Below are 22122 nucleotides of genomic sequence, written 5' to 3'. Positions count from 1 at the left end.
GCTGGGTGACGCAGTCAGCACAGCAGCACCTCAGCGCCAATTGCCGATGTCGGCATTATCGGCATCGCCACCTTCGGCTCCGTCGGCACCGAACGAGTAGACGTCGAAACCGCCGTTTCGGCCCGGGCGACGGAACTGATACGCGTGGCCCCATGGGTCTTCAGGCAACCGACGGATGTAACCGCCCTGCCGATAGCGCTCCGGCCGGGTCAGGCCGCTCGGCGGGTTGAGCAAGGCCTGCAAGCCCTGCTCGGTGGTCGGATAGGTCAGGTTGTCCAGGCGGTAGGTTTCCAGCGCCTGCTCCAGCACCGCGACATCGGCGCGCGCCTTTTCGACCATGGCGCGGTCCTGGCTGGGCATCACGTTGATCATCACCACGGTGGCCAGCAGGCCGATGATGACGATCACCACCATCAACTCGACCAGGGTAAAACCGCGCACGCCACTGCGAGAGACAGGCGAGCCGGCGAGTGCACGACATTGGGAGGACTGCATGTGGATCTCCGAAGAAAGCGGCCGCGCTCAGCCAAGCGCGAGGGTGTTGAATTGCAGGATGGGCAACAGGATCGACAGCACGATCACCGCCACTACGCCGCCGAGCAGCACAATGATGGCCGGCTCCAGCAGACTCATCGCCGCGGTGGTGAAGGATTCGAACTCGCGCTCCAGATAATCGGCAGCGCGTTCCAGCATCGGCGCCAGGCGTCCGCTGTTTTCGCCGCTGGACGCCATGTACAGCAGCGTGGGCGGAAACACGCCGGCGCGCTTCATCGCCGCGGCCAGGCTGCCACCCTCGCGGATGGCGGTGACCATGCTGTCGGTGGCCAGCCGCAATGCGCGGTTGTCGACCGTGCGTACGGCGATCATCAGGCCTTCCATCAGCGGCAGGCCGCTGTTGACCATGATCGCCAAAGTGCGCGCCATGCGCGCGGCGTGCAGGTCGCGGATCAGCCGGCCAAGCAAAGGCGCGCGCAAGAGTGCGCGATCCGCAGCCAGCCGCAACGCCGGGCGTTTGAGCAACCGCAACGCGGCGATGACCGCAATCACCAGCGCAACCAGTAACGGAATGCCGGCATGCAGCAGGAAGTTCGACACCGCGATCACCGCGCGCGTGAGCCATGGCAAGGCGCGGCCCATCGAATCGAACTGGTCCACCACCTTGGGCACGACAAAGGTCATCAACACGATCACCACCGCACCGGCCGTCAACGCCAACGCGGCCGGGTAGACCAAGGCGGACTGCAGCTTGCTGCGCACCTGCGCCTGTCGCTCGAGCAGATCGGCCAACCGTTCAAGCACCTGCGGCAACGCGCCAGCGCTTTCGCCTGCGGCCACCATGGCGCGATAAAGCGGCGGAAATGCCTTGCCCTGGCGTGCCATCGCATCGGATAGGCGAAAGCCTTCGACCACCAAGCCATGCGTCTGGCTGGTGACGCGGCGTACGCCACGACGTTCGGATTGCGTGCCGATGGTGCGCAAGGCTTCTTCCAACGGCGCGGTTTCCACCAGCGTCGACAGCTGGCGCGTGAACAACACCAGATCCTTGCCGCTGAAGCGTGCCGCATGCACGGCGGTCGATGCAGCTGCTGCGGCAGCGATGCGCACCGGCACCCATTGGCGCTGCTCCAGCTGGGCGCGCGCACTGTGCACGCTGTCGGCGCTGATCACGCCCTGGCGGCTGCGCCCCTGCAGATCGAGCACGGTGTAATCAAACCGCGGCATGCGCATCGTCCTGCTGGCGGGTGACGCGCAAGGCTTCTTCCAGCGTGGTGAGCCCCTGCAGCACCGCTGCGCGTGCGGCATCGCCCAACCGCGGCGCGCGTGCGAACGCGACTGCCGCCAGCGCATCTTCGTCGGCGTTGTCGCCGATCAGGCGGCGCAGCGCATCGTCCACCGCAATGGCTTCGTAAATGCCCACGCGCCCTGCATAGCCGCTGTGATGGCACACCGCGCAGCCCACCGCTGCATAGACGGTTGCACCGTCATCGTCGTCGACCGCAAGCAGCTGCCGCGCGGCTGCATCCAGTGGCCGCGGCGTGCAGCACTGCGGACACAGCCGCCGCACCAGCCGCTGCGCCAGAATCAGGCGCAGGCTCGATGCCAGCAGGAAAGGTTCGATCCCCATGTCGCGCAGACGCGTGACCGCGCCCACCGCATCGTTGGTGTGCACGGTGGACAGCACCAGGTGGCCGGTGAGGCTGGCCTGCACCGCGATCTGCGCGGTCTCGGCATCGCGGATCTCGCCGATCATCACCACGTCCGGGTCCTGGCGCAGGATGGCGCGCAAGCCGGCGGCGAAGGTCATGCCCACACGCGCGTTGACCTGGGTCTGGCCGACCCCGTCGATGGCGTATTCCACCGGGTCTTCGATGGTGAGGATATTGCGCGAGCCATCGTTGAGCAGGCTCAACGCGGCGTACAGGGTGGTGGTCTTGCCCGAGCCGGTGGGGCCGGTCACCAGCACGATGCCGTTGGGCACCTGCAATGCGCGCTGCACGGTGTGCATCACTGCCGCGGGCATGCCCAACTGGGTCAACGACAAGCTGCCTTGCTCCTTGTCCAGGATACGCAGCACCACACGCTCGCTGTTGCGCGTGGGCAAGGTGGACACGCGCACGTCCAACGCCTTTGCGCCCATCACCAGCGACACCCGGCCGTCCTGGGGGACACGTTTTTCGGCGATATCCAGGCGGGCCATCACCTTGACGCGCGACACCAGCAGCGGTGCGATGCGTCCGGGCAACGTAGCCGCTTCGCGCATCACTCCATCCACGCGCAGGCGCACGCGCAGTCGCGATTCGTAGGATTCCAGATGCACGTCGGACGCGCCCAGGCGCGCGGCTTCGGCAATGATGCCGTTGATCAGGCGGATGATCGGCGCATCGTCCTGGCTGTCGAGCAGATCGGCGGTGGGAATATCGTCGATCAATGCATCCAGGCTTCCATGCAGATCCAGCGCCTCGACCTGCACGCCCTGCTCCATGCCAGCATCGGCATAGATCTCCGACACATGCCGGTCGAACACCGCCGGTGCCAGCGTGCGCACCTGCAACGGCATGCCCAGCGCACGACGCAACTCGATCAAGGCGTGCACATCGGCACCATCACGCAGCCCGATCTGTGCAATGTCGTCGGCACCGAGCAGCACCACGCCGTGGCGCTTGGCGAACGCATAGGAAATGCTGGCGTGCGCAGTGCTCATGGCATCAGCGCTGCACGGGGCGTGCGCTGGGTGCAGGCGTGGCTGCAGGTGCCGGCGCCACCGGCGATGGCCCGGCCGGCAACTGCGGCGGCTGCGCGCGCAGGTAATCGCGTACCAGGGCATCGAGCGCCGCTTCCGGGTCGCCGTCGGCCAGCTGGCGGTCGCGTAGATAGCTGTAGCGTGGTGCGGTCATGCGCTGCGCATCGGCCGCATCGCGAATGATGGTGGGGCGGATGAAGACCATCAGGTTGGTCTTGTCGCGGTTGCGCGACTTGTGCCGGAACAGTGCGCCCAGGCCAGGCACGTCGCCCAGCAATGGCACCTTTTCCACGGTCTGGCGGTCGTTTTGATCCAGCAGTCCACCGAGCGCGACGATGGCGCCGTTTTCCACCACCACCCGCGTTTCGATCTGGCGTTTATTGAAGACCAGCTCCGACGACTGCGCGCTCACCGGCCCGGCAATGGCCGAGACTTCCTGTTTGATCGCCAGCGTAATGCCGCCGCCGGTATTGATCTGCGGGCGCACTTCCAGCTCCACGCCCACGTCCTGGCGCTGGATGGTGCGGAACGGGTTGTCGTTGGCCGCGCCCAGCACTTCGCCCGTGGTGATCGGCACTTCCTGGCCCACCAAAATACGCGCCTGTTCGTTGTCCAACGTCATGATCGACGGCGTGGACAACAGATTGGAGCCGGTATCGCTCTTGACCGCATCGATGATCATGCCGAACACCGCATCGTTGCTTTGCCCGGCCAGGCCGATCAGGCCGCCGCTCAACCCCAGCAGCGATTGCGCGGCCACATTGCGCGCCTGTTCCAGTACCGAATCGTCATCGTCATTGCCGCTGCGCGTACCGGCCGCTGCGGCGGCAAGCGGCACGATGCCCGGCGATGCACCGCTGTACTGCGTGGCGATCAATGGCACGGTGCCATTGCGACCAGCCAGCAGCAGCTGCACGCCCAAGCGCTTGGCCGCGGTGTCGGAAATCTCCACCACGATCGCCTCCACCAGCACCTGCTCGCGATGCACGTCCAGCTGGCGGATGACATCCATCAAGGCGCGCTGGGTTTCCGGGTCGGCGTTGATGATCAAGGCATTGGAGCCGGGGTAGCGCACGATTACCGGGCGCTTGCCGGCGGCTGGCGCAATCACCTGGGTCTGTGCGGTGCCAGCGGCTGCCACATCCACGGCAGTGGAGCGCGTGTCCTGCCCGGCTTGCGCCTCATTGCCCGGCGTCTGCCCGACCAACTGTTGCAGCACCGGCAACAGCTGCTCGGCGCTGGCGTGTTGCAACCGCACCACGCTGACATCGCCGCGACGCTCAGCGCGCCCGTCCAGATCCATCGCGGTGCGCACCACGCGCTGCACCAGCGCCGGGTCGCCACGCACGATCAACGAATTACTGCTGTCTACCGGCAACACCGACAACACCGCGCTGCGTTCGCCTGCCTGGCCGAATAGCGAGGTCAATGTGCGTGCCAGCTCCTGCGCAGAACTATTGCGCAAGGTCACCGTGTCGATGGCCGCACGGTCGGTATCGATCTGCGCCACCAGCCCGCGAATGCGGCGCAGGTTGTCGGCGTAATCGGCAATCAGCAAGCTATTGCCCTGCGGCAGCGCCATGATCACACCGCCCCGCCCGATCAGCGGCTTGAGGATTTCTGCGGCGCTACGCGCATCCACGCGCTGCAGCGTAAACACCTGCGTGGCAAAACCCAGATTGCCGCTGGCGGCACTGCCCGGCTGTTGCGCAGCGGTGTCGTCGGGAATGATGCGATACGTCGACGGACCACTGGACACCGCAATCAAGCCGTTGGCGCGCAATACCGCCAGCAGCATGCCGAGCAGATCGGCTTCGCTCATCGCCTGCGCGCGCGCCACGTTCACCGTGCCCTGCACGCGCGTATCCACGATGAAAGTGATGCCGGTAGCGCGCGAGACATCCTGGATGAAGGCACGCAGGTCCACGTCCTGCAGCCGTACGGCAGGCGCATCGGCGGCCTGCAGCGAGACCACCGGTGCGACGGCACACATGCACAGCAACGCGGCCGACAACAGCCATAAGGGGCGAACAGCGGTCATTGCGGGCGCTTCAAGGTCATGGTGTGGGTCTGGCCGTCGCGGCGATAGGTCAGCGTGGCCGCCTGGCCATCGCGTAGTTCGTCCTTCAACTCGCGCAGGTGTTCTGCATCGAGCGTGCGGCCGTTGATCTGGGTCAGCACATCGCCTGCTGCCAGCCCGGCCTGGCGCAACAACGCACCATCGCCACGCGGCATGATGGTGAAACCGCTGCCGTCCGCGCTTGCGCGCAGCCCGGCGCTGCTCAGCAGCTGTTGCGGGTCGACCGCGGTTGCGCCTGCTGCTGCCGTCGCATTGCCTACGTTCGACATCACGCCGGATGCGCTGCCTGCTGCCGCCGTGTTCGCTGACGATGGCGTTGTTGCAAGCGCCGGCGCTGCCGCATCGCGCAGTGCCAGGCGGCGCACGCCGCTGCCGGTGCGCAACAGCACATGGTCAGCAGCGACCGCTTGCAACACCACGCCGGGCATCACCGTATCGCCGACGCGGTAGGCACCTTGCCGGCCATCGCCAAGACTCAGGTAGGCCGCTGCCTGCGCAGCACCCGCGCGCACACCGTGCAGCACCACACCGTCGCTATTGCTAGTGCTGTCGGCAACGCTGCGATAGAACACGTCGCGGCGTAATGCAGACAGGTCGGATGCCGTGGCAGCGCTCGGCGGTGCATGACCCACCGGACCGACCGGCGTCATCACCAACCACAGCAATCGCAGCCCTTGCAATGCCAGCAACGCGACCAGCGCACAGACCAGTGCCGTGCGTGCGGCATGCGACGACATGACGGTGGTCAACGGGGGCAAGGCGCGGTGCAAAGCGGACATCCGTCTCAGGATTGCGATCGGATGACAGAATGCGGCAGCAATGTGTCAGTTCGAAGAAATCGATGACACAAGCCGACACACCCCGACATGCGGCAAAACGCAAACGCCCGCCATGCGAAGCACAGCGGGCGTTTGCGTTTCTGCAGACGTCTGAGGGATCAGAAACGCGCTGTCACACTGATGTCATAGCTGATGCCGGGCTGGTAGGTGTACAGATCCACCCGGTTGCTGCCCACGCGCTGGAACTCCTGGTATTTGGTCTTGAGCAGATTGCGCGCGGCAAAGTTCACCGACAGCGTATCGCCCGACCACACCAGGCCCTTCTTGATCACCAGATCCAGCGATGTACCCGGCTTGTCGATGTAGTCCGGCTGACCCGGACGACCGCGTGCAGAAATGCGCTCGCCCACGTAGTTGGCGATCAAGGTCGCCTGGCTATGCGTGCTCTCGCTTTCCACACCGATCTGCAGGTTGGCGATATCGTCCGATTGCCCCTGCAGTGCCGACCCGTCGCGAATGAACAGGTTGGCCTGCACCGGTGCACTGAAGCCGAACGGCTGCACGGTATCGCCGGCACTCGCGCTCACCTCGGACTTGGTGCGCGTGTAGTTGCCGGACACGAACAGGCGCTTGTCGCCCCACCAATCGGCCGCGACCGGCACGTCCAGATACTTCTTGGCTTCCAGCTCGATGCCGTACAGCGTGGCCTTGGGCGCATTGATGAAACTCTGCACGATGCCGCCGCCGGGTGCATCGTTGACGATGGCTTCGATCGGCTTGTCGATGTCCTTGTAGAACGCACCGACGGTGACGTACTGGCCCGGCTCGAAGAACCATTCGTAGCGCGCATCCAGATTGACCAGTTCGCTGTCGATCAGGAACGGGTTGCCGAAGAACTGGCGGTCGATATCCGGGTCCAGATACTGCTGCGGTGCCATTTCGCGGAATTGCGGCCGCGCAATCGTCTTGGACGCACCGAAGCGCAGCTGCTGGTTGTCGGCAAAGTTCCAGGTCACCGTGGCCGATGGCAACGCATAGCTGTTCTGCAACGGCGCCACGCTGTCCTGGCGTGCACCGCTGAAGATGTCGTACGGATGCACCGCCTGGGTGGCGTCTTCGTAACGCACGCCAACGGTGGCACGCAGGGTCGGCACGATTTCGCCTTCGGCCTGCAGATACGCCGCCTTGACCTTCAACGTCGCGTCGTACGCGGCCGCACCGAAACTGCCGGTGGTTTCGCGTAAGCGCAGCAGATCGTTACTGAGGTTGTAGTCGGAGATCAGGTAATCCACGCGCTGATACTGGTTCAAGAACGGCAACGGGCCGTCCAGCGCCAGAAAGCGGAACTCGCGGCTCCATGCAGTGCGGTCGTTATCCAGATAGGCCAAGCCGCCCTTGATGGTGAGGTCGTGTTCGATCGGCAGCCGCCAGGTCACATCCACGCCGCCACTGGCGACTTTGTCATCGACCTTGCTGAAGCGTGTGTAGTTCTGCACGCGCGAGGCGTCGTGCGCCCAATAGCCATCGAGCAACTCGTAACGGATGCCGGTTTCGTACGGCACATCGCGGCTGGCGTTGGCCACCGCGGCACGCCACTCGATCTTGAGATCGTCGTATTCGCCAAACGCATGCGAGCCAAGCAGCTGGTTGTTGATCAACTGACGCGCATACCACTCGGTGTTGTCGTCGCGCACATCGAACCCGGCCAGTTCGTCGCGGCCGGCGCGGCTGCGCGCCACCTTCAAGGTGTCGTGCACATACAAGGTGGTCCAGCCGATCTTGTGGCGGCCATATTCCCAGCCCAGGCCGAGCATGCCATTGGTGCGCACGTTGTTGCGTGTGGTCGCAAAGTCGTAGTTGGAATTGAACTCCACGCTGTCGCCGACAAAGATGCCGTCCTGCTGCTTGCCGGTACGCGTGCGCCACTCGTTGTCGTAGCTGGCCACGGCCAGAATGCCCAGCTTGGCCTCGCCGATGTCCATGCTGTAGCCGGCGCTGCCGCCGACATTGACGTCCGGGTCGATGCTGTCCTTCTCCTGCAGCACATACAGGTTGGCATTGTTCATGCTGCGGCCGATGCGGCGGATGTCCTCGCGCGAAAAACTGCCCAGGTCCACGCGCCGCCCGGTGCGGATCGCATCGCGCAACGCGGCAGGCTGCTTGCGCGTGCCATCGTCATAGCCCCACTCGTCATCGCCGGAGCCGTAGTAGGTCAGGCCCTTCTCGCCGGTACTGACGCTATTGGCGCCGCCGCCTACGGTGAGCGACAGAAACGGTTTGTCCGGCACCGTCATCGATTGCAGATCGATCACGCCGCCGCCGAATTCGCCCGGATAATCGGCCGAATACGTCTTTTGCACGGTCACGCTTTGCAGCACATCGCTGGGAAACAGATCCAGCGGCACCACGCGCTGCATCGGCTCCGGGCTGGGCAGTGGCGAGCCGTTGAACAAGGCCGACGAATAGCGCTCGCCCAGGCCGCGTACGTAGACGTATTTGCCGCGCGACAAGCTCAATCCGGTGACACGCGTCAGCGCCACCGCAGCGCTGCTGTCGCCGGTGCGCTCCATGTCCTCGCGGGTGATGAACGAGGCCACTTCAGAGGTTTGCAGCATCGGCTCGGGAATATATTCGCCGCGCACCACGACCTGGTCGAGTTGCTTGGGCGCAATGGCAGCAGCGCTGGCACTGCTGCTACCGCCAGCGGCATCGCTGCTGGTCGACTGCGCCATGGCGGCGCCGGACAGCAGCAAGGTGGAAATGGAAAGAGACAGGCCCGTCCGCGAAAGACGGGCAACAGCGAAGGTTCGCATCGTGGGAGCCCTGACAACAGAAAGATGAAGCTGGACGCATCGCACGGCGACGCGATGGCCGCCGTGCGATGCCGTGCCTCAGCAGGGGCGATCGGCGGTCAGCCCGCAGGTCCAGCCCTGCCACCAGGTGTCGTTGGCATCACGCACGCCACCGATGTAGTTCACCTGCTGGAAGAAGCTGCTCACGCCGTTCAAGCCCTGAAACGCCGGCACTGCAGTTTCGTTGGCGCCATTGATGAAGGTGTTCTGCAGCGTGGACACGCCGTTGGCCACATTGTTGGTACCGGCGGCGAACTGGCTGGCCGCACGCGGGTCGCTGCCGAACGCGGTCGGGCAGGCGAAGAACACCGAGTTGAACGTCCCCACGGTATCGGTATCGGCCAGGTTGAAGCACACCAGACCATCGCCGGTGCCACCGGCCGGACGGGTGAATACCGAGTTGTAGAACGCGGCCTGCGTGCCCTGGTTGAGCATGATCGCCGCACCCGTGCGGGCATTTCCCACGTAAGTGAAGTTGGCGACCTTCGGGCGCGAATACGGCTGGCGACGCAGGCTGCTCCACTCGTTCATACGGTCGCCGCCGCCAGCACGCTGGACCACGATGCCGAACTGCAATGCGCCGCTCCAACCGGCATCGGTATCCAGCGAATCGTCGTCGGCGCCGGTGATGACCACGTGGCTACCGTTGACCGTACCGCCAAACCATTCGATCCCGTCGTCGGAGCTGTTGTGGATCTGTACGTAGTCCAGACGCGTGCCGCTGCCCACGCCGGCCAGGGTGATGCCCTGCAGCTCGTTGTTGGGCGAGATTTCGAAACCCGAATACATCACGCGCAGGTAGCGCATCGAGCCGCTGTTATCGGTGGCGCTATTGCCGCCGTAGAACGCGTTGGTGCCTTCGACCTGCGCCTGACATTCCGGCGTGCCCGACACGGTGGCGCCCGGGCAGTTGTTGATCGCTGCACGGCCCAGCACCACGATGCCGCCCCACAGGCCGATGGTGTTGGCGCTGACCGTGCCATCCAGCGCCTGACGTGCAGTGAAGACGATCGGCGCAGTTGCGCTGCCTTCGGCAAAAATCTGCGAACCACGATTGACCACGATGTAGTCGCTACCCGCCGAGCCATACAAGGTGACGCCCGGCTCGATGGTCAACACGCCCTGCGTGCTGCCGGCCGCCGGCGCGATGGCGTTGCCGCCACGATCGGTGCCGACGTTGACGCGGCCGCTGATCGAATACGCGGTGCCGGCGCGCGCGGGCACCACCAGATTGCCGGTAATGGTCTCCGGCAACTGGCAGGCGCGCAGCGTGTTGCTGGCAATGGTGCCGACGTTGGAAAAACCGGTCGGGCAATCCGCAGCCGGGCCGGTCGGCGTCGGTGTCGGAGCCGGGGTTGGTGCAGGCGTGGGCGCCGGGGTCGGCGCCGGTGCGGGCGGAAACGCGCCCTCGCCAGGCGAAGCGACACGGTCGGCACCGCCACCGCAGGCAGACAACGCCAGTGCGGTGCTAAAGGTCATGAGAAGTGTCTTACTGCTGTTGCGAACGGACATGCGGCTGATCTCCAGGTCAAAGGGTCCGGTATGAAGAGGAGTCGTCAAGAATTGGTTGCGTTCCGCTCACTGCAGTGGCGAGCACGTTCAAGATCCCCGTCACCTTTATAGGGGCCGTCTGTTGCATTTGTCTTACCACGACACATTTGACACATAGTTGCCACACGTTGGCATGCACTGTGGCGGGATGACATTCACCGATATCCCCAGCGCCTTGGCCGACTGGATAGTGGCGCAGGCCTTGGCCGGCCAACCGCCCGAGCACGCGCTGCAACCGCTGCTGGATCGTGGCTGGAACATGCAGGACGCCATCGATGCAGTCGAAGCGCTGGTGCGTGCGCACATCCAGCAGCACGCGCAGACACATGGATTGCCGATGCCGGTGCGGGTGCCGGCGCTGCTGCAGGACAGCGATGCGTCGCTATTGGATCTGGGCGATCGGCAGGTGCGCGTGTTGATGCGCATGCAGTTGCCACGCGTGATGGTGCTGGGTGGTTTTTTATCCGATGCCGAATGCGATGCAGTGATCGCCCTCGCGCAGCCGCGCCTTGCGCGCTCGCGTACCGTAGATAATGCCAATGGCGCACATGTGGTGCATGCCGCACGCACCAGCGACAGCATGTGCCTGCAACTCGGACAGGATGCACTCTGCCAACGCATCGAAGCGCGTATCGCCCGTCTGCTCGACCGGCCGGTGGATCACGGCGAAGGCTTGCAGGTCTTGCGCTACACCACCGGCGCCGAATATCAGCCGCACTACGATTACTTCGACCCCGACGCAGCCGGCACGCCGGTGTTGCTGCAAGCCGGCGGGCAACGCGTCGCCTCGTTGGTGATGTACCTCAACACGCCCGACCGCGGCGGGGCCACGCGCTTTCCCGATGTGCAGCTGGACATCGCCGCGATCAAGGGCAACGCGGTGTTCTTCAGCTACGACCGCCCGCACCCGATGACGCGCAGCCTGCATGCCGGCGCGCCAGTCCTGGCCGGCGAAAAGTGGGTGGCGACCAAGTGGCTGCGCGAGCGCGCGGCGTGCCTGCCGGACTGATTGAGCAACGCGCCCAGCAACTAGTAGCTTCGTCGCCCGACGCAGCGCCCGGTGCGCCCATGCGGTGCGCACCGCTTCCCGTCATGCCACCCGCTCCAGCACGCCGCTAGAGACGTGCATCACATATGTTATAATATTGCATTAGCTGACACATGGGGTGATCAGCTCCTCCCGCATCGGTGTCGTTCGATCCATGAAGATCCATATTCTCGTGGCGGCAGTGGCTGCCGTCCTGTTTGTCGCCGAGTCGCGTGCGCAGTCGTCGGATTCGGCGCTGACGCTCGGCAAGGTCGATGTCCACCAGCATGGCGAAGGCCAACTCACCGCACATCAGGTGCTGACCTCGGTGGATGTGCTGGGCGCCGACCAGATCGAAGACAAGAACGTGTCCTACAGTTGGGAGCTGCTCGGGCAGATGCCGGGCATCCAGCTCACCGAAACCCGGCAAGGCGCCGAGTCGGGCAAGGTCAGCTTTCGCGCGTTCAATGGCGAGGGCTACCTCAATGCCATCAAGACGCTGATCGATGGCATCCCCAGCAACGTCAACAGCGGCAACCAGCGCTTCATCGACATGCTGTTCCCGCTGGAAATCAGCTACATCGAGGTGGTGCGCGGCACCAACGATCCGCGCTACGGGTTGCACAATATCGGTGGCAACATCAATTTCGGCACCCGTCAGGGCGGCAATTACACCGATGCGCGTCTGACCTACGGCAGCTTCAATACCCGCGATGCGCAGCTGGCCGTGGGCCGCGAGCGCGACGGGTTTGCGCAGAACTATTTCATCGGCGTGCAGTCCTCCGATGGCTACCGCGATCACGACACCTCCAGCAAATATTCGTTGGGCGGCAAATGGTTCTACGGCAACCTCGACGACGGCATGCGCATCGGCCTGACCGCCCGCGTCTATCACAACGAAGCCGACGAACCCGGCTTCATGACCGCAGCGGAAATGCGGGCCGACCGTCGCAGCTCGGACCTGCGCAACCGCAACGACGGCGACGACCGCGACATGCGTCAGGTCGGCATCCACATGGATCTGAAGCTGGCCGAGAACCTGTTTCTGGGCACCAAGCTGTACTACAACCGTTATCTGGACGACCGCCAGGTGACTTTCAGCGACCTGCCCACCGGCAATGCACCACGCCAGCGCCGCAGCTGGGACGAGACGCAGATCGGCATGCTCAACACGCTGACCTGGCGCAGCAGCGACACGCTCACCCTGGAAGGCGGCGTCAACTACGAGCATCAGGACAACGCCTATCGACGCGAACGCTTCCGCTATGCCGAGCCCACCAACTTCAACGCCACGCCGGCGCGCATCCAGAACGACGACCGCCATACCTTCGACAACTGGGGCGCCTACGTGCAGGCGATCTATCAGCCCATCGAGGCGCTGAAGATCGTGCCGGCCTACCGCGTGGATCGCTTCGATGGCGACACCCAACTGCCGGGCGGCGTGCGTGCACCGCTGCAGCGCTACGGCACCATCGAGCAGCCCAAACTGAGCCTGGTCTACGCCTTCACCCCGACCACCAACGTCTATGCCAACTGGGGCCGTACTTTCCAGGTACTGACCGGGTCCACCGCACCGGCCTACCTCACCGCCGGGCAACCGGACGTGCGCCCGTCCACCAATACCGGCATGGAGCTGGGCATGAAATTCAGCCCGTTCCACGGAAGCCAGGCGCGCATCGCGGTGTGGCAGCAGGACGCGGCCAACGAAGTTTCCAACATGCCCGCCACCGGCACCACCGTCACCCTGGGCAAGACACGCCGGCGCGGCGTGGACGCGCAGATCAATGCACAGCTGGGCGACAAGTGGACGCTATGGGCATCGCACGCGTATCAGGAAGCGAAGATCGAACGCGACGACCGCGATGCCAGCGTGTCGCTGGTCGGCCGCGAGGTGGCGGCAACGCCGCGTTACATCAGCAACATCGGCGTCGAGTACCGGCCAACCGATGCGCTGCGCTTGGGGATGCAGGGCCGTGCGCAAGGCGATTATTATCTGGAAGAACGCAATGTAGCCGGCAAATACGGTGGCTTTGCCACCCTGGATCTCACCGCCAGATACACCATCAATCCTGCCTGGAGCGTGGATCTGCAGGTCCGCAATGCCACCGGTCGCGAGTATGCCTACGTGTGGTACGACAGTTTCTTCTGGACTCAAGCGCAGCCGATGTTTTCGCCAGCGGCAGGACGCCAGCTCTATCTCGGCTTGAACATGAAGCTGTAACTCCAGCATCCGCAAGCCGGGACCAGTACCTCCTTCGGCGATGACGGCATGACTGCTGCGCAACGCAGCAGCCATGCGCCGGATCTGCAGTTTCAGCCACTGCAGTCGGCTCCTGCAGTGATTCAGTGCTTGCGGCCATGCCAACGCATCAATGCGCGGTCAGAAGCAACACCGTTCCGTTGCCGATAACGCTGCACGCGTGACTGCGTTTGCATTCGCATGCCCAACACGTGCACGCAACTCAACGCCGCGCAAACAGCCGCTGATCGATCCGCAACATCACAAAGCGCAGCGGCGTCCATGCCAGGCACAGGCCGGCAACGATACCTAGCGTGTCGGCCAGCGCATCGTATGGGTCGGCGCTTCGATTGGTCGTCAGTGCGCCCTGCGCGATCTCGATGCCGATTCCCAAGGCCACCAAGCCGATGGCTGCAACGACCTGCGCGCGACGGGTGGCAAACAACTGCACCGCACCCCAGCACAACAATGCAAAGGTCAAAAAATGCTCGGCCTTGTCGCTGTTATCCGGCAGCTCCGGAATCTCCGGCGGCGGCCCCAGACAGACCGCAATCACCACCACGATCGCAGCGATCCACAACCCCACCCACAATCGCGGCCGATGAAACGGGCGCAGCGTCTGCGTTACAGCCGCCATGTGAGATCGCCGGCCAGAAATGCGGGCGCAATATCCACATCGCGCGCGAAGCCCATCACCTGGAACCGCTCGCCCATCTCGCTGGGCAAGGTCAGCCGCTTGATCTGCTCGCGCAGACGCATGCGCCCCACTTCATCGGTGCGCGTATCGGCCTGCGTCAGCAACGCGTCCAGGCCGTTGCCCAGCAGGAAACTCGCCTGCGTGCAGTAACCCGCCAGCTCAAAACCGGCACCGGTACCGGCCTCCGCCAGCGCGGTGAAATCCACCGACGCGGTCAGATCCTGCAGGCCGGGCCAGCGATATAGGTCCTCATGCATGCGATGGCGATAGAACGCACGCAAAGTGCCATCCTCGCGCTGCGCGCGATAGAACTCGCCGCGCGGATAACCGTAGTCGACGAACACCATCGCACCGCGCTTCAGGCCGCCGGCCACCGCCTGGATCCAGTACGGCAGCTGCGGCAGCAACTCGGAGCGATAGCCATCGGCGAAGGGCTGATCGAGATAGCGCTCCAGATGCCGCACTGCCGCGCTCAACAACGCATCGGCCGGCTGCTCGCCACGCGCAAATTGCTGCTGCGCATCGAGCACCACGGTTTCTTCGTAGACCTCGCCCTCACGGATTGCAAAGCGCGGCGTGGGCAGCGCATCGATCACCTCGTTGGCGAACAGCACGCCGTCCCAATCGTCCGGGAACGGGCCATCCAGCCATTCGACCAGATCGAATACCGGCGGTATCAGGCTGCGCCCCAGGCGCTCGCGCTGACGCTCGCGCAGGTCCGCACTGGGTTCGAGAATCGCGTAACGCTCGGGCAATGCATCCAGCTCCAGCAGCCGCTTGAGCATGACTTCGGCAAATGCGCCACTGCCGCCCCCCACTTCCAGCATGCGCGCCTGCGGCCCCAGCTGCTGCAGCACCGGTGCCAGCGCACCGGACACGGTGGCCGCAAACAACGGGCCGAGCTCGGGCGCGGTGACGAAGTCGCCGGCTTCACCGAACTTGCTCGACCCGGCGCTGTAATAGCCAAGGCCCGGTGCATACAACGCCAGCTCCATGAAACGCGAAAACGGGATCGCACCGCCGGCGGCCTGGATTTCGGCGCGCACATGCGCAGCCAGTCGGTCGCTGTGCGCCAGCGCGTCCGAATCGGGGGTGGGGAGGTCGGCGTGCATGCGGGCACCGGTTGCGGGGACAATGCACAGGATAGCCGAGCCCTTTGCAACGCCGAGCGAGTACGTCATGACAGACAGTTCCAAGGTGGTGTTGATCACTGGCGCAGGCCGCCGCATCGGCGCGCAGATCGCCACCACGCTGCACGCCGCCGGCTACCGCGTTGCCCTGCATGCGCATCAGTCCGCCGACGCGCTGCGCGCACGCGTGGCCGAGTTGTGCGCGCAGCGCGCAGGCAGCGCGCAGGCCTTGCACGCGGATCTGCGCCTGCCGCACGCACCGGCGCAACTGGTCGCCGCGTGCATCGACGCGTTCGGCCGCCTGGATGGCGTGGTCAACAACGCCTCGGCGTTTTACCCCACCGCAGTGGGCGAAGCCACGCCGGCGCAGTGGGACGAGCTGTTCGCGGTCAATGCACGCGCACCATTCTTCATTGCCCAGGCCGCTGCTGCGCAGCTGCGCCAGCACCGCGGCGCCATCGTCAACCTCACCGACCTGCATGCACAGCAGCCGATGCGCAACCACCCGCTATACGGTGCCTCCAAGAGCGCGCTGGAGATGCTGACCCGCTCGCTGGCGCTGGAGCTGGCACCGCAGGTCCGCGTCAACGCCGTCGCGCCCGGCGCCATTCTGTGGCCGGAAGAAGGCAAATCATCCGACGCCAAGCAGGCGCTGCTCGCCCGCACGCCGCTGGCGCGCATCGGCACGCCGGAAGAAATCGCCGAGGCGGTGCGTTGGTTGCTGGACGATGCCAGCTTCATCACTGGCCAGACCTTGCATGTGGATGGCGGCCGTCAGCTCAGCTGAGAGCATCTAGCAATACGACTGTGCTCACCGCCAGGCGCGCGGCCGATGCTCGGTGCGGTAGTGCCACTCGTACATTGCGGTTCTGAGTGCGCCGCCCACACCTGTCTGACGACTACTCGCTACGTTGTTTCAGCCGCTCTAGAGCGGACGTCGCACGAGCGCACGCGCTACGTGAGGCGCATCGTCAGCGATCGGCGTGCGAAGCGCATAGGCCGATCTGCGCCGAACTGACATCTCTTCACCACGACATTGCAGCACGACCAGCCGCACTGCACAGCTGCGCTACTGCGCGGCACTCAGCGCAGGCGCATCCAGCTGCACTGTCGCAAATGCGCTGCCGTACTGCGGATGCGCCTGCCACAGCGCAGCAAGCGTGCGTCCGCTCAGCGGGTCGACAAAGTCCGCCGCGATATCGGCCAGCGGCTTGAGCACAAAGGCATGCTTGAGCTCGGGACGCGGGATGCGTAGATGCCCGGGGCCTTCGACAATGCAATCGCCGAAAAACACCACGTCCACATCCAGCGTACGGTCGCTGAAACGCGGCCCGCTGCGATCGCGACCATGCGCGTCTTCCAGCGCATGCAGCCACTGGTCGAGGGCATGCAGGTCCAGATCGGTCTGCAAGGCCACAGCGTTGTTGACGAAGTCCGGCCCATCGAAGCCCACCGCCGGCGTGCGATACGCCGGGGAGACGTCGAGCTGGCCGAAGCGCGCGCGCAAGGCAGCGACGGCCAAGCGCAGGTAGTGAGTCGGCTGGACATTGCTGCCGAGGCTGAGTAGCACGGTGGTCATACGGTATTCGCGCATGCGGCCGGCGTCAGCGTCAACTGTTGCTGCGCGCTGCAGGTACATCAGCGCACGCGCAGCGCGCGTGCGTGCGTGGCTCAGGCCATTTCCAGCGCATGCGCTACCGCGCGAAATACACGGCGCATTTCCAGCGGTTTGCGCAACACGTGCACCGGGATGTCGGGCGGAAAATGCGCACGCTGCAGCGGCGCGCCGACGTCTTCCAGCACGATCGCCGGACCCTGGTAGCCCAGCTCCTGCATGCTCAGCAGCACGCTCACCGCCGACAGCAAGATGATGTCGCTGTCGATGATCACCAGATCCGGCATCGCGTGCTGCTGCACCAGTTGCAGCGCAGCGGCGCCATCGGTGGCCAGCTGCGGCTGATAGCCCTGGCTGGACAGCGCATTACCCAGCAACGACAGCCGCGTGGCTTCGCCATCCACCAGCAGAATGCGCTGCCCCTGGCCCAGCGCCAGCGGCGGTTCGGTATCGGCAATGCTCACCGAGGCCGCGCGCATCGGCACGATCATGTCGAAGCGCGTGCCTTCGCCCAGCCGGCTGTCGACCTGGATGTTGCCACCGTAGCTTTCCACGATGCGCTTGCACGAAATCAGGCCCAACCCGGTGCCATCGGCCTTGGTCGTGAAAAAAGGACTGAACAGGCGAGCACGCGTTTCATCGGTCATGCCCACGCCGGTGTCGGCCACGCTCATACGCACGCGTGTGGCATCAAAGCGATCGGCCGACAGCACCAGGGTGCCGCCGCCGGGCATCGCCTGGATCGCGTTCAAGCCCAGGTTGAGCAAGCACTGCTGCAATTCGGTGTAGTTGGCTTCGATGGTCAGATCCGAGGCGATCATGTCCATCTGCAGCCGCACGCCATCGGGCAGGCTGCTCCGCAGCAGCATCTGCACCGCCTGGAACAGTTTGGCGATGGACACTTGCTCGCGCGGCTTGTTGGAGCCACGCACGAACGACAGCATCGACTCGGCCATGTCATGCCCGCGCCGGCCGCATTCGGCCACCACATTGGCCAGCTGACGCAGCTGCGGGTCGTCGGTCCGCCCGGCCAGCAGGTCGGGCACGATCAGCAGCGGCTGCAGGATGTTGCGCAGATCGTGGCTCAGGCCGGCCGCCAGCATCGCCAGGCTTTCCAGTCGCTGCGCACGCATCAGCTCGCTTTCCACACGCTGGCGCTCGAGCTCCGCACGCGCCTCGCGGATGGCGCGCATCACCGCGCTCGGCAGCCGCGTGGGGTTGTGCTTGATGATGTAGTCGTTGGCACCGTCCTGCAGCGCCTTGACCGCGGTCTCCTCCCCCATGGTACCGGAGACGAAGATGAAGGGGGTGGCGCCGTTCTGACGCACCAGGCGCAGTGCCTGGTAGCCGGAAAATCCGGGCATGCTCAGATCCGACAACACGATGTCCGGCTGAAACGCCTCCAGCGCGCTGCGCAGCGATGGCTCGCTGTCCACGCGCTCGAACGCCGCATCGATGCCGGCATCGAGCAACTGATCGGACAACAGCTCGGCATCTTCCGGTGAATCTTCCACCAGAAGGATCTTCAGCTGCTCCAGTTTGCCACCCTCATGCGGCATGGGTCAGTCCAGCTCCGGTGCCTGATTGATCACCGCCCAGAACGTGCCGAGCGTCTTGACCGCAGTAAAGAACTGATCGACATCCACCGGCTTGACCACGTAGGCATTGACGCCCAGGTCCCAGCTGCGGGCAAGGTCGCTCTCTTCGCGCGAAGACGACAGGATCACCACCGGAAGGCGCTTGAGTGCCTCATCGTTGCGCACCTGCTTGAGCACTTCCAGCCCATCCAGGCGCGGCATCTTGATGTCCAGCAGCAGCACCGCCGGCAGGCCTTCCTCGCGGTTGGCATAGGCGCCGCGGCGCAGCAGGTAATCCATGGCTTCCACGCCGTCTTCGACGTGCACGATGGGGTTGGCAAGACGGGCGTCGCGCAGGGCGTCGACTGCCATCTCGGCATCGGCCGGGCTGTCTTCTGCCAGAAGAATGGTACGGATGGCGGTCATACACTGAACTCTTGATTGGGCGCTTCAAGCGCGGGAGGAAGCTCGAAATAAAACGTGGCGCCTTCATCGACGACGCCTTCAGCCCAAATACGGCCGCCATGACGCGCCAACACACGCCGCACGCTGGCCAGACCGATGCCGGTGCCAGCGTATTCGCTGGCCTTGTGCAAGCGCTGGAACACGCCGAACAACTTGCCGCTGTACTCCATGTCGAAGCCCGCGCCATTGTCGCGCACGCTGAACTGATGGCCGCCGTCGGCCATCGGCGTGTAGCTGACCTCGATCCTGGCCACCTCGCGCTTGGCGCTGTACTTGACCGCGTTGCCCAGCAGATTCATCCACAGCTGGCGCATCATGTTTTCGTCGGCCACCAGCACCGGCAACGGCGCGACATGCCAGTCCACACGGTGGCCGGTATTTTCGCTCTGCACGTTGGAATCCAGGATCGCACGCGTCTCGGCCACCAGCGATTGCATATCCACCGCCTGCAGCCGCAACGCGCTGCGACCCAGGCGCGAATACACCAGCAGGTCGTCGATCAGCGACGCCATGCGCCGCGCCGAGGAGCTGATCACTTCCATGTAGTGACGCGATTTTTCGTCCGCCGCATCGCCAAGATGGCGCGCCAGCTTGTCCGAAAAACCGGCCACGTGGCGCAACGGCGCGCGCAGGTCGTGCGATACCGAATAGCTGAAGGCTTCCAGTTCGCGGTTGACCTCAGACACCTGCTCCACCTTGCCCTCCATCTGCCGGTTGAGCTCCTGGATGCGCAGTTGCGAGGCCTTTTGCAGGCTGATGTCGCTGACCGTCATCAGTACCACGTCTTCGTCGACGGTGTCGGGCAGCGGCATGCGGCGGGCGTTGATCAGCATGGTGCGCAACACGCCATCGGCGGCGCGCTGCTCATGCTCGAAGTCCCACAGCTCGCGGCCACGCAGCAATACGTCGGCCAGGCGCTGATGGAACAGCGGATCGCGCCAGACCCCCTCGCCCACATCTTCCAGCGCCATCAATTCGTTGCCGCGCTCCTCCAGGCCGTACAACTCGGCGAAGGCGGGGTTGTGCAGCACGATGCGTTGATTGGTATCCAGCAACACGATCGGCTCGCGCACAGTCTGCAGCACCGAACTGGCACGGCCGCTGGCACGCAAATATTCCTGCTCGGCGGCGAGACGGCGGCGGATCTGCCGCTGCAGCAACCAGATCACTGTCGCCAGCAAGAGCAACTGCACGGCCAGCGCGGCCCAGCTCAGCACCGCGTAGTGCAGGCGCTCGGTGTCCGCGCGCGCGTTGCGCAGGGTCAGCAACCGGCCCTCGGCACCCTGCAACTCATCGATCAGCACACGGATCGGGTTGTTCAAGGTCATATCGTCGATCAGCGCGCGAATCTGTGCCTGCCCGGTGGTCACCGCAATCCGCTCGGCCAGCAACAGCCGACGCTCGATGGTGCTCTGGATACGCCCCATGCGCACTTGCTGCGCCGGGTTGTCCTTGGTCAGTTCGATCAATCGCTCGACCGCAGCCAGCGACTCGCGACGGCCACGCCGCATGCGTTCCAGCAACGCCGGGCGCTCCACGCCGTGCGAGCGCATCAACGCGGCCGATTCGGTATCGCGCATTGCCGCTTCCAACCGCTGCGCGGTCTCCTGCACTTCCTGGCTATGCGACACCCACACTGCCGCCTGATTGGCGTTGCGCGCCATCTGCTGCAGCAGCAACGACGGCACCACCACAATGAGGCACACGGCAACCGCCAATAAGGGCAGGCGCCAGCGATCCCATCTGTCTGCTTGGACCGTTGTCTGCATTGCTAGGTCTGTATCCGTTCGCTGCACGTGCCTAAAGACGCGTCGGTATTGTCTCCGATCACACCCCAAGCGAGATGAATGATTCAGCCCATGACACCGCCATCGTGACATAGCTGAATGGGCATATCATAAGTGCAGCAAAGGTGAAAATGGCGCGAGAAGGCCGCCGTTTGTCGGCGCCGTGGTGACCGATGGGCCCTGGGCGAGCCCAACGGGGCGCACCACACCACTACTGAGCAGCTGCATGCCTACGTTCGATCCTGAGCGCTGCCACGCATAGACGCTCACCTGATGCGATCGCGCGTCGATAGGTACGGATCCCCGCCACTACCGAAGGCATCGCCATCCACATCAGAAGACGGCAAGGTCCGCTGCAATGATCCCAAGTCGACGGCATGATCGGATACCAATCAATGCGTCGCCGTAGACAGTGACCGAAGCGTCGATGTCCGTCACCGGCACACAGAGCATCTAACGACGACAAGCTACGCCAACAAAGTAGCCAACAAAACGTAGCGAGCAGATGCTGGGCAGTAAAGCGAATCAGCGCCTGCCAGCACCGCACAGCAAGCCACCGTTCCAGCGCTGATCGCGCGAGCATGCCGACAAGTGGCTTCCCTGACGACGCACAAAAAAAAGCGCACTCCGTAGAGTGCGCCTCGTGCCCGGTTCAACTGCCTCGCCGCAGCTGGCCCAGCATTCGCTGCCGCTGCAATTACATCTTCGCAGCGACGACCTTCAGGCCGGTCGACTTGACGCTCTTGACGCCTTCGATGCCCTTGGCAACAGCCACGGCCTTGTCGTGCTCAGCCTGGGTCGCAACCGAACCGGTCAACATCACGATACCGTTCTTGGTCTCGACCTTGACGTCGGTGCCAGACACGTTGTCAGTGGCGAGCAGATCGGCCTTGACCTTGGTGGTGATCCAGGTATCGGTGACCGGCTTCTTGGATTCATTCATGCCGGCGGCGTGGTCCTTGTGCGCGCCCATGTCCTGCGGCGCAGCAAATGCCTGCGAAGCACCCAGGGTCAGACCGAGCGACAACGACAGCGCCAACAGCTTGCGTGCATGCATCATGTTCTTCATTCGAATCACTCCC

General features: G+C 64.5%; 17 protein-coding genes and 1 other RNA gene. 4 read left to right on the top strand and 14 right to left on the bottom strand.

Annotated features, from left to right (window positions below; translation table 11 throughout):
- Positions 1–30: 30 nt before the first annotated feature.
- The 7 genes from gspG to ASF90_RS12995 form a co-directional block, all read right to left on the bottom strand.
- Positions 31–495 (bottom strand): type II secretion system major pseudopilin GspG, encoded by a 465-nt coding sequence (gene gspG, locus ASF90_RS13025; protein ID WP_055850704.1) that lies wholly within the window; start codon positions 493–495, stop codon positions 31–33.
- A 27-nt stretch (positions 496–522) separates the two neighbouring features.
- Positions 523–1722: a type II secretion system inner membrane protein GspF gene (gene gspF / locus ASF90_RS13020; RefSeq protein ID WP_055851401.1), complete on the bottom strand. Its 1200-nt coding sequence runs from the start codon at positions 1720–1722 to the stop codon at positions 523–525.
- Positions 1709–3202, bottom strand: coding sequence for a type II secretion system ATPase GspE (gene gspE / locus ASF90_RS13015; protein ID WP_055850701.1), 1494 nt, complete (start codon positions 3200–3202; stop codon positions 1709–1711). The genes gspF and gspE overlap by 14 nt, the downstream gene beginning before the upstream one ends.
- A gap of 4 nt (positions 3203–3206) precedes the next feature.
- Complete coding sequence (gene gspD, locus ASF90_RS13010; protein ID WP_055850698.1) at positions 3207–5282, bottom strand: type II secretion system secretin GspD; 2076 nt, start codon at positions 5280–5282, stop codon at positions 3207–3209.
- Positions 5279–6100 (bottom strand): type II secretion system protein N, encoded by an 822-nt coding sequence (locus ASF90_RS13005; RefSeq protein WP_055850695.1) that lies wholly within the window; start codon positions 6098–6100, stop codon positions 5279–5281. The genes gspD and ASF90_RS13005 overlap by 4 nt, the downstream gene beginning before the upstream one ends.
- 158 nt (positions 6101–6258) lie before the next feature.
- The gene (locus ASF90_RS13000; RefSeq protein ID WP_055850693.1) at positions 6259–8913 is read right to left on the bottom strand and encodes a TonB-dependent receptor; all 2655 of its coding nucleotides are present in this window, start codon (positions 8911–8913) and stop codon (positions 6259–6261) included.
- A 78-nt stretch (positions 8914–8991) separates the two neighbouring features.
- Positions 8992–10464, bottom strand: a complete 1473-nt coding sequence (locus tag ASF90_RS12995; protein WP_055850690.1) for a hypothetical protein — start codon at positions 10462–10464, stop codon at positions 8992–8994.
- 187 nt (positions 10465–10651) lie between these two features.
- Here ASF90_RS12995 and ASF90_RS12990 point away from each other — a divergent pair, with 187 nt between their 5' ends.
- Positions 10652–11512, top strand: a complete 861-nt coding sequence (locus ASF90_RS12990; RefSeq protein WP_055850687.1) for a 2OG-Fe(II) oxygenase — start codon at positions 10652–10654, stop codon at positions 11510–11512.
- A 193-nt stretch (positions 11513–11705) separates the two neighbouring features.
- On the top strand, positions 11706–13751 hold the full coding sequence (locus tag ASF90_RS12985) for a TonB-dependent receptor (protein ID WP_055850684.1): 2046 nt from the start codon (positions 11706–11708) through the stop codon (positions 13749–13751).
- A gap of 241 nt (positions 13752–13992) precedes the next feature.
- Here the strand turns inward: ASF90_RS12985 and ASF90_RS12980 are convergent, their stop codons facing one another.
- Complete coding sequence (locus ASF90_RS12980; protein ID WP_055850681.1) at positions 13993–14406, bottom strand: VanZ family protein; 414 nt, start codon at positions 14404–14406, stop codon at positions 13993–13995.
- Complete coding sequence (locus ASF90_RS12975) at positions 14394–15647, bottom strand: class I SAM-dependent methyltransferase (protein ID WP_193552554.1); 1254 nt, start codon at positions 15645–15647, stop codon at positions 14394–14396. The genes ASF90_RS12980 and ASF90_RS12975 overlap by 13 nt, the downstream gene beginning before the upstream one ends.
- On the opposite strand from ASF90_RS12975, the gene ASF90_RS12970 reads away from it, so the two are divergent.
- Positions 15646–16383 carry a pteridine reductase gene (locus ASF90_RS12970; RefSeq protein ID WP_055850677.1) on the top strand — a complete coding sequence of 246 codons (738 nt, stop codon included), beginning with the start codon at positions 15646–15648 and terminating at the stop codon, positions 16381–16383. The two genes, ASF90_RS12975 and ASF90_RS12970, sit on opposite strands and share 2 nt — an antisense overlap.
- 59 nt (positions 16384–16442) lie before the next feature.
- Positions 16443–16518: non-coding RNA, sX9 sRNA (locus ASF90_RS22340), on the top strand.
- A 147-nt stretch (positions 16519–16665) separates the two neighbouring features.
- Here the strand turns inward: ASF90_RS22340 and folK are convergent.
- From folK to ASF90_RS12945, 5 genes are all read right to left on the bottom strand, one after another.
- Complete coding sequence (gene folK, locus ASF90_RS12965) at positions 16666–17175, bottom strand: 2-amino-4-hydroxy-6-hydroxymethyldihydropteridine diphosphokinase (RefSeq protein WP_055851398.1); 510 nt, start codon at positions 17173–17175, stop codon at positions 16666–16668.
- A 92-nt stretch (positions 17176–17267) separates the two neighbouring features.
- Positions 17268–18770 carry a hybrid sensor histidine kinase/response regulator gene (locus ASF90_RS12960; protein WP_055850675.1) on the bottom strand — a complete coding sequence of 501 codons (1503 nt, stop codon included), beginning with the start codon at positions 18768–18770 and terminating at the stop codon, positions 17268–17270.
- 3 nt (positions 18771–18773) lie between these two features.
- Positions 18774–19214: a response regulator gene (locus ASF90_RS12955; protein WP_055850673.1), complete on the bottom strand. Its 441-nt coding sequence runs from the start codon at positions 19212–19214 to the stop codon at positions 18774–18776.
- On the bottom strand, positions 19211–21022 hold the full coding sequence (locus ASF90_RS12950; RefSeq protein ID WP_055850670.1) for an ATP-binding protein: 1812 nt from the start codon (positions 21020–21022) through the stop codon (positions 19211–19213). The genes ASF90_RS12955 and ASF90_RS12950 overlap by 4 nt, the downstream gene beginning before the upstream one ends.
- Positions 21023–21737: 715 nt before the next feature.
- The gene (locus ASF90_RS12945) at positions 21738–22109 is read right to left on the bottom strand and encodes a BON domain-containing protein (RefSeq protein WP_055850667.1); all 372 of its coding nucleotides are present in this window, start codon (positions 22107–22109) and stop codon (positions 21738–21740) included.
- Between the last annotated feature and the right edge of the window lie 13 nt (positions 22110–22122).

This window comes from Xanthomonas sp. Leaf148, assembly GCF_001423585.1.
Classification (GTDB): domain Bacteria; phylum Pseudomonadota; class Gammaproteobacteria; order Xanthomonadales; family Xanthomonadaceae; genus Xanthomonas.
This window is presented reverse-complemented; position numbering and strand designations above follow the sequence as displayed.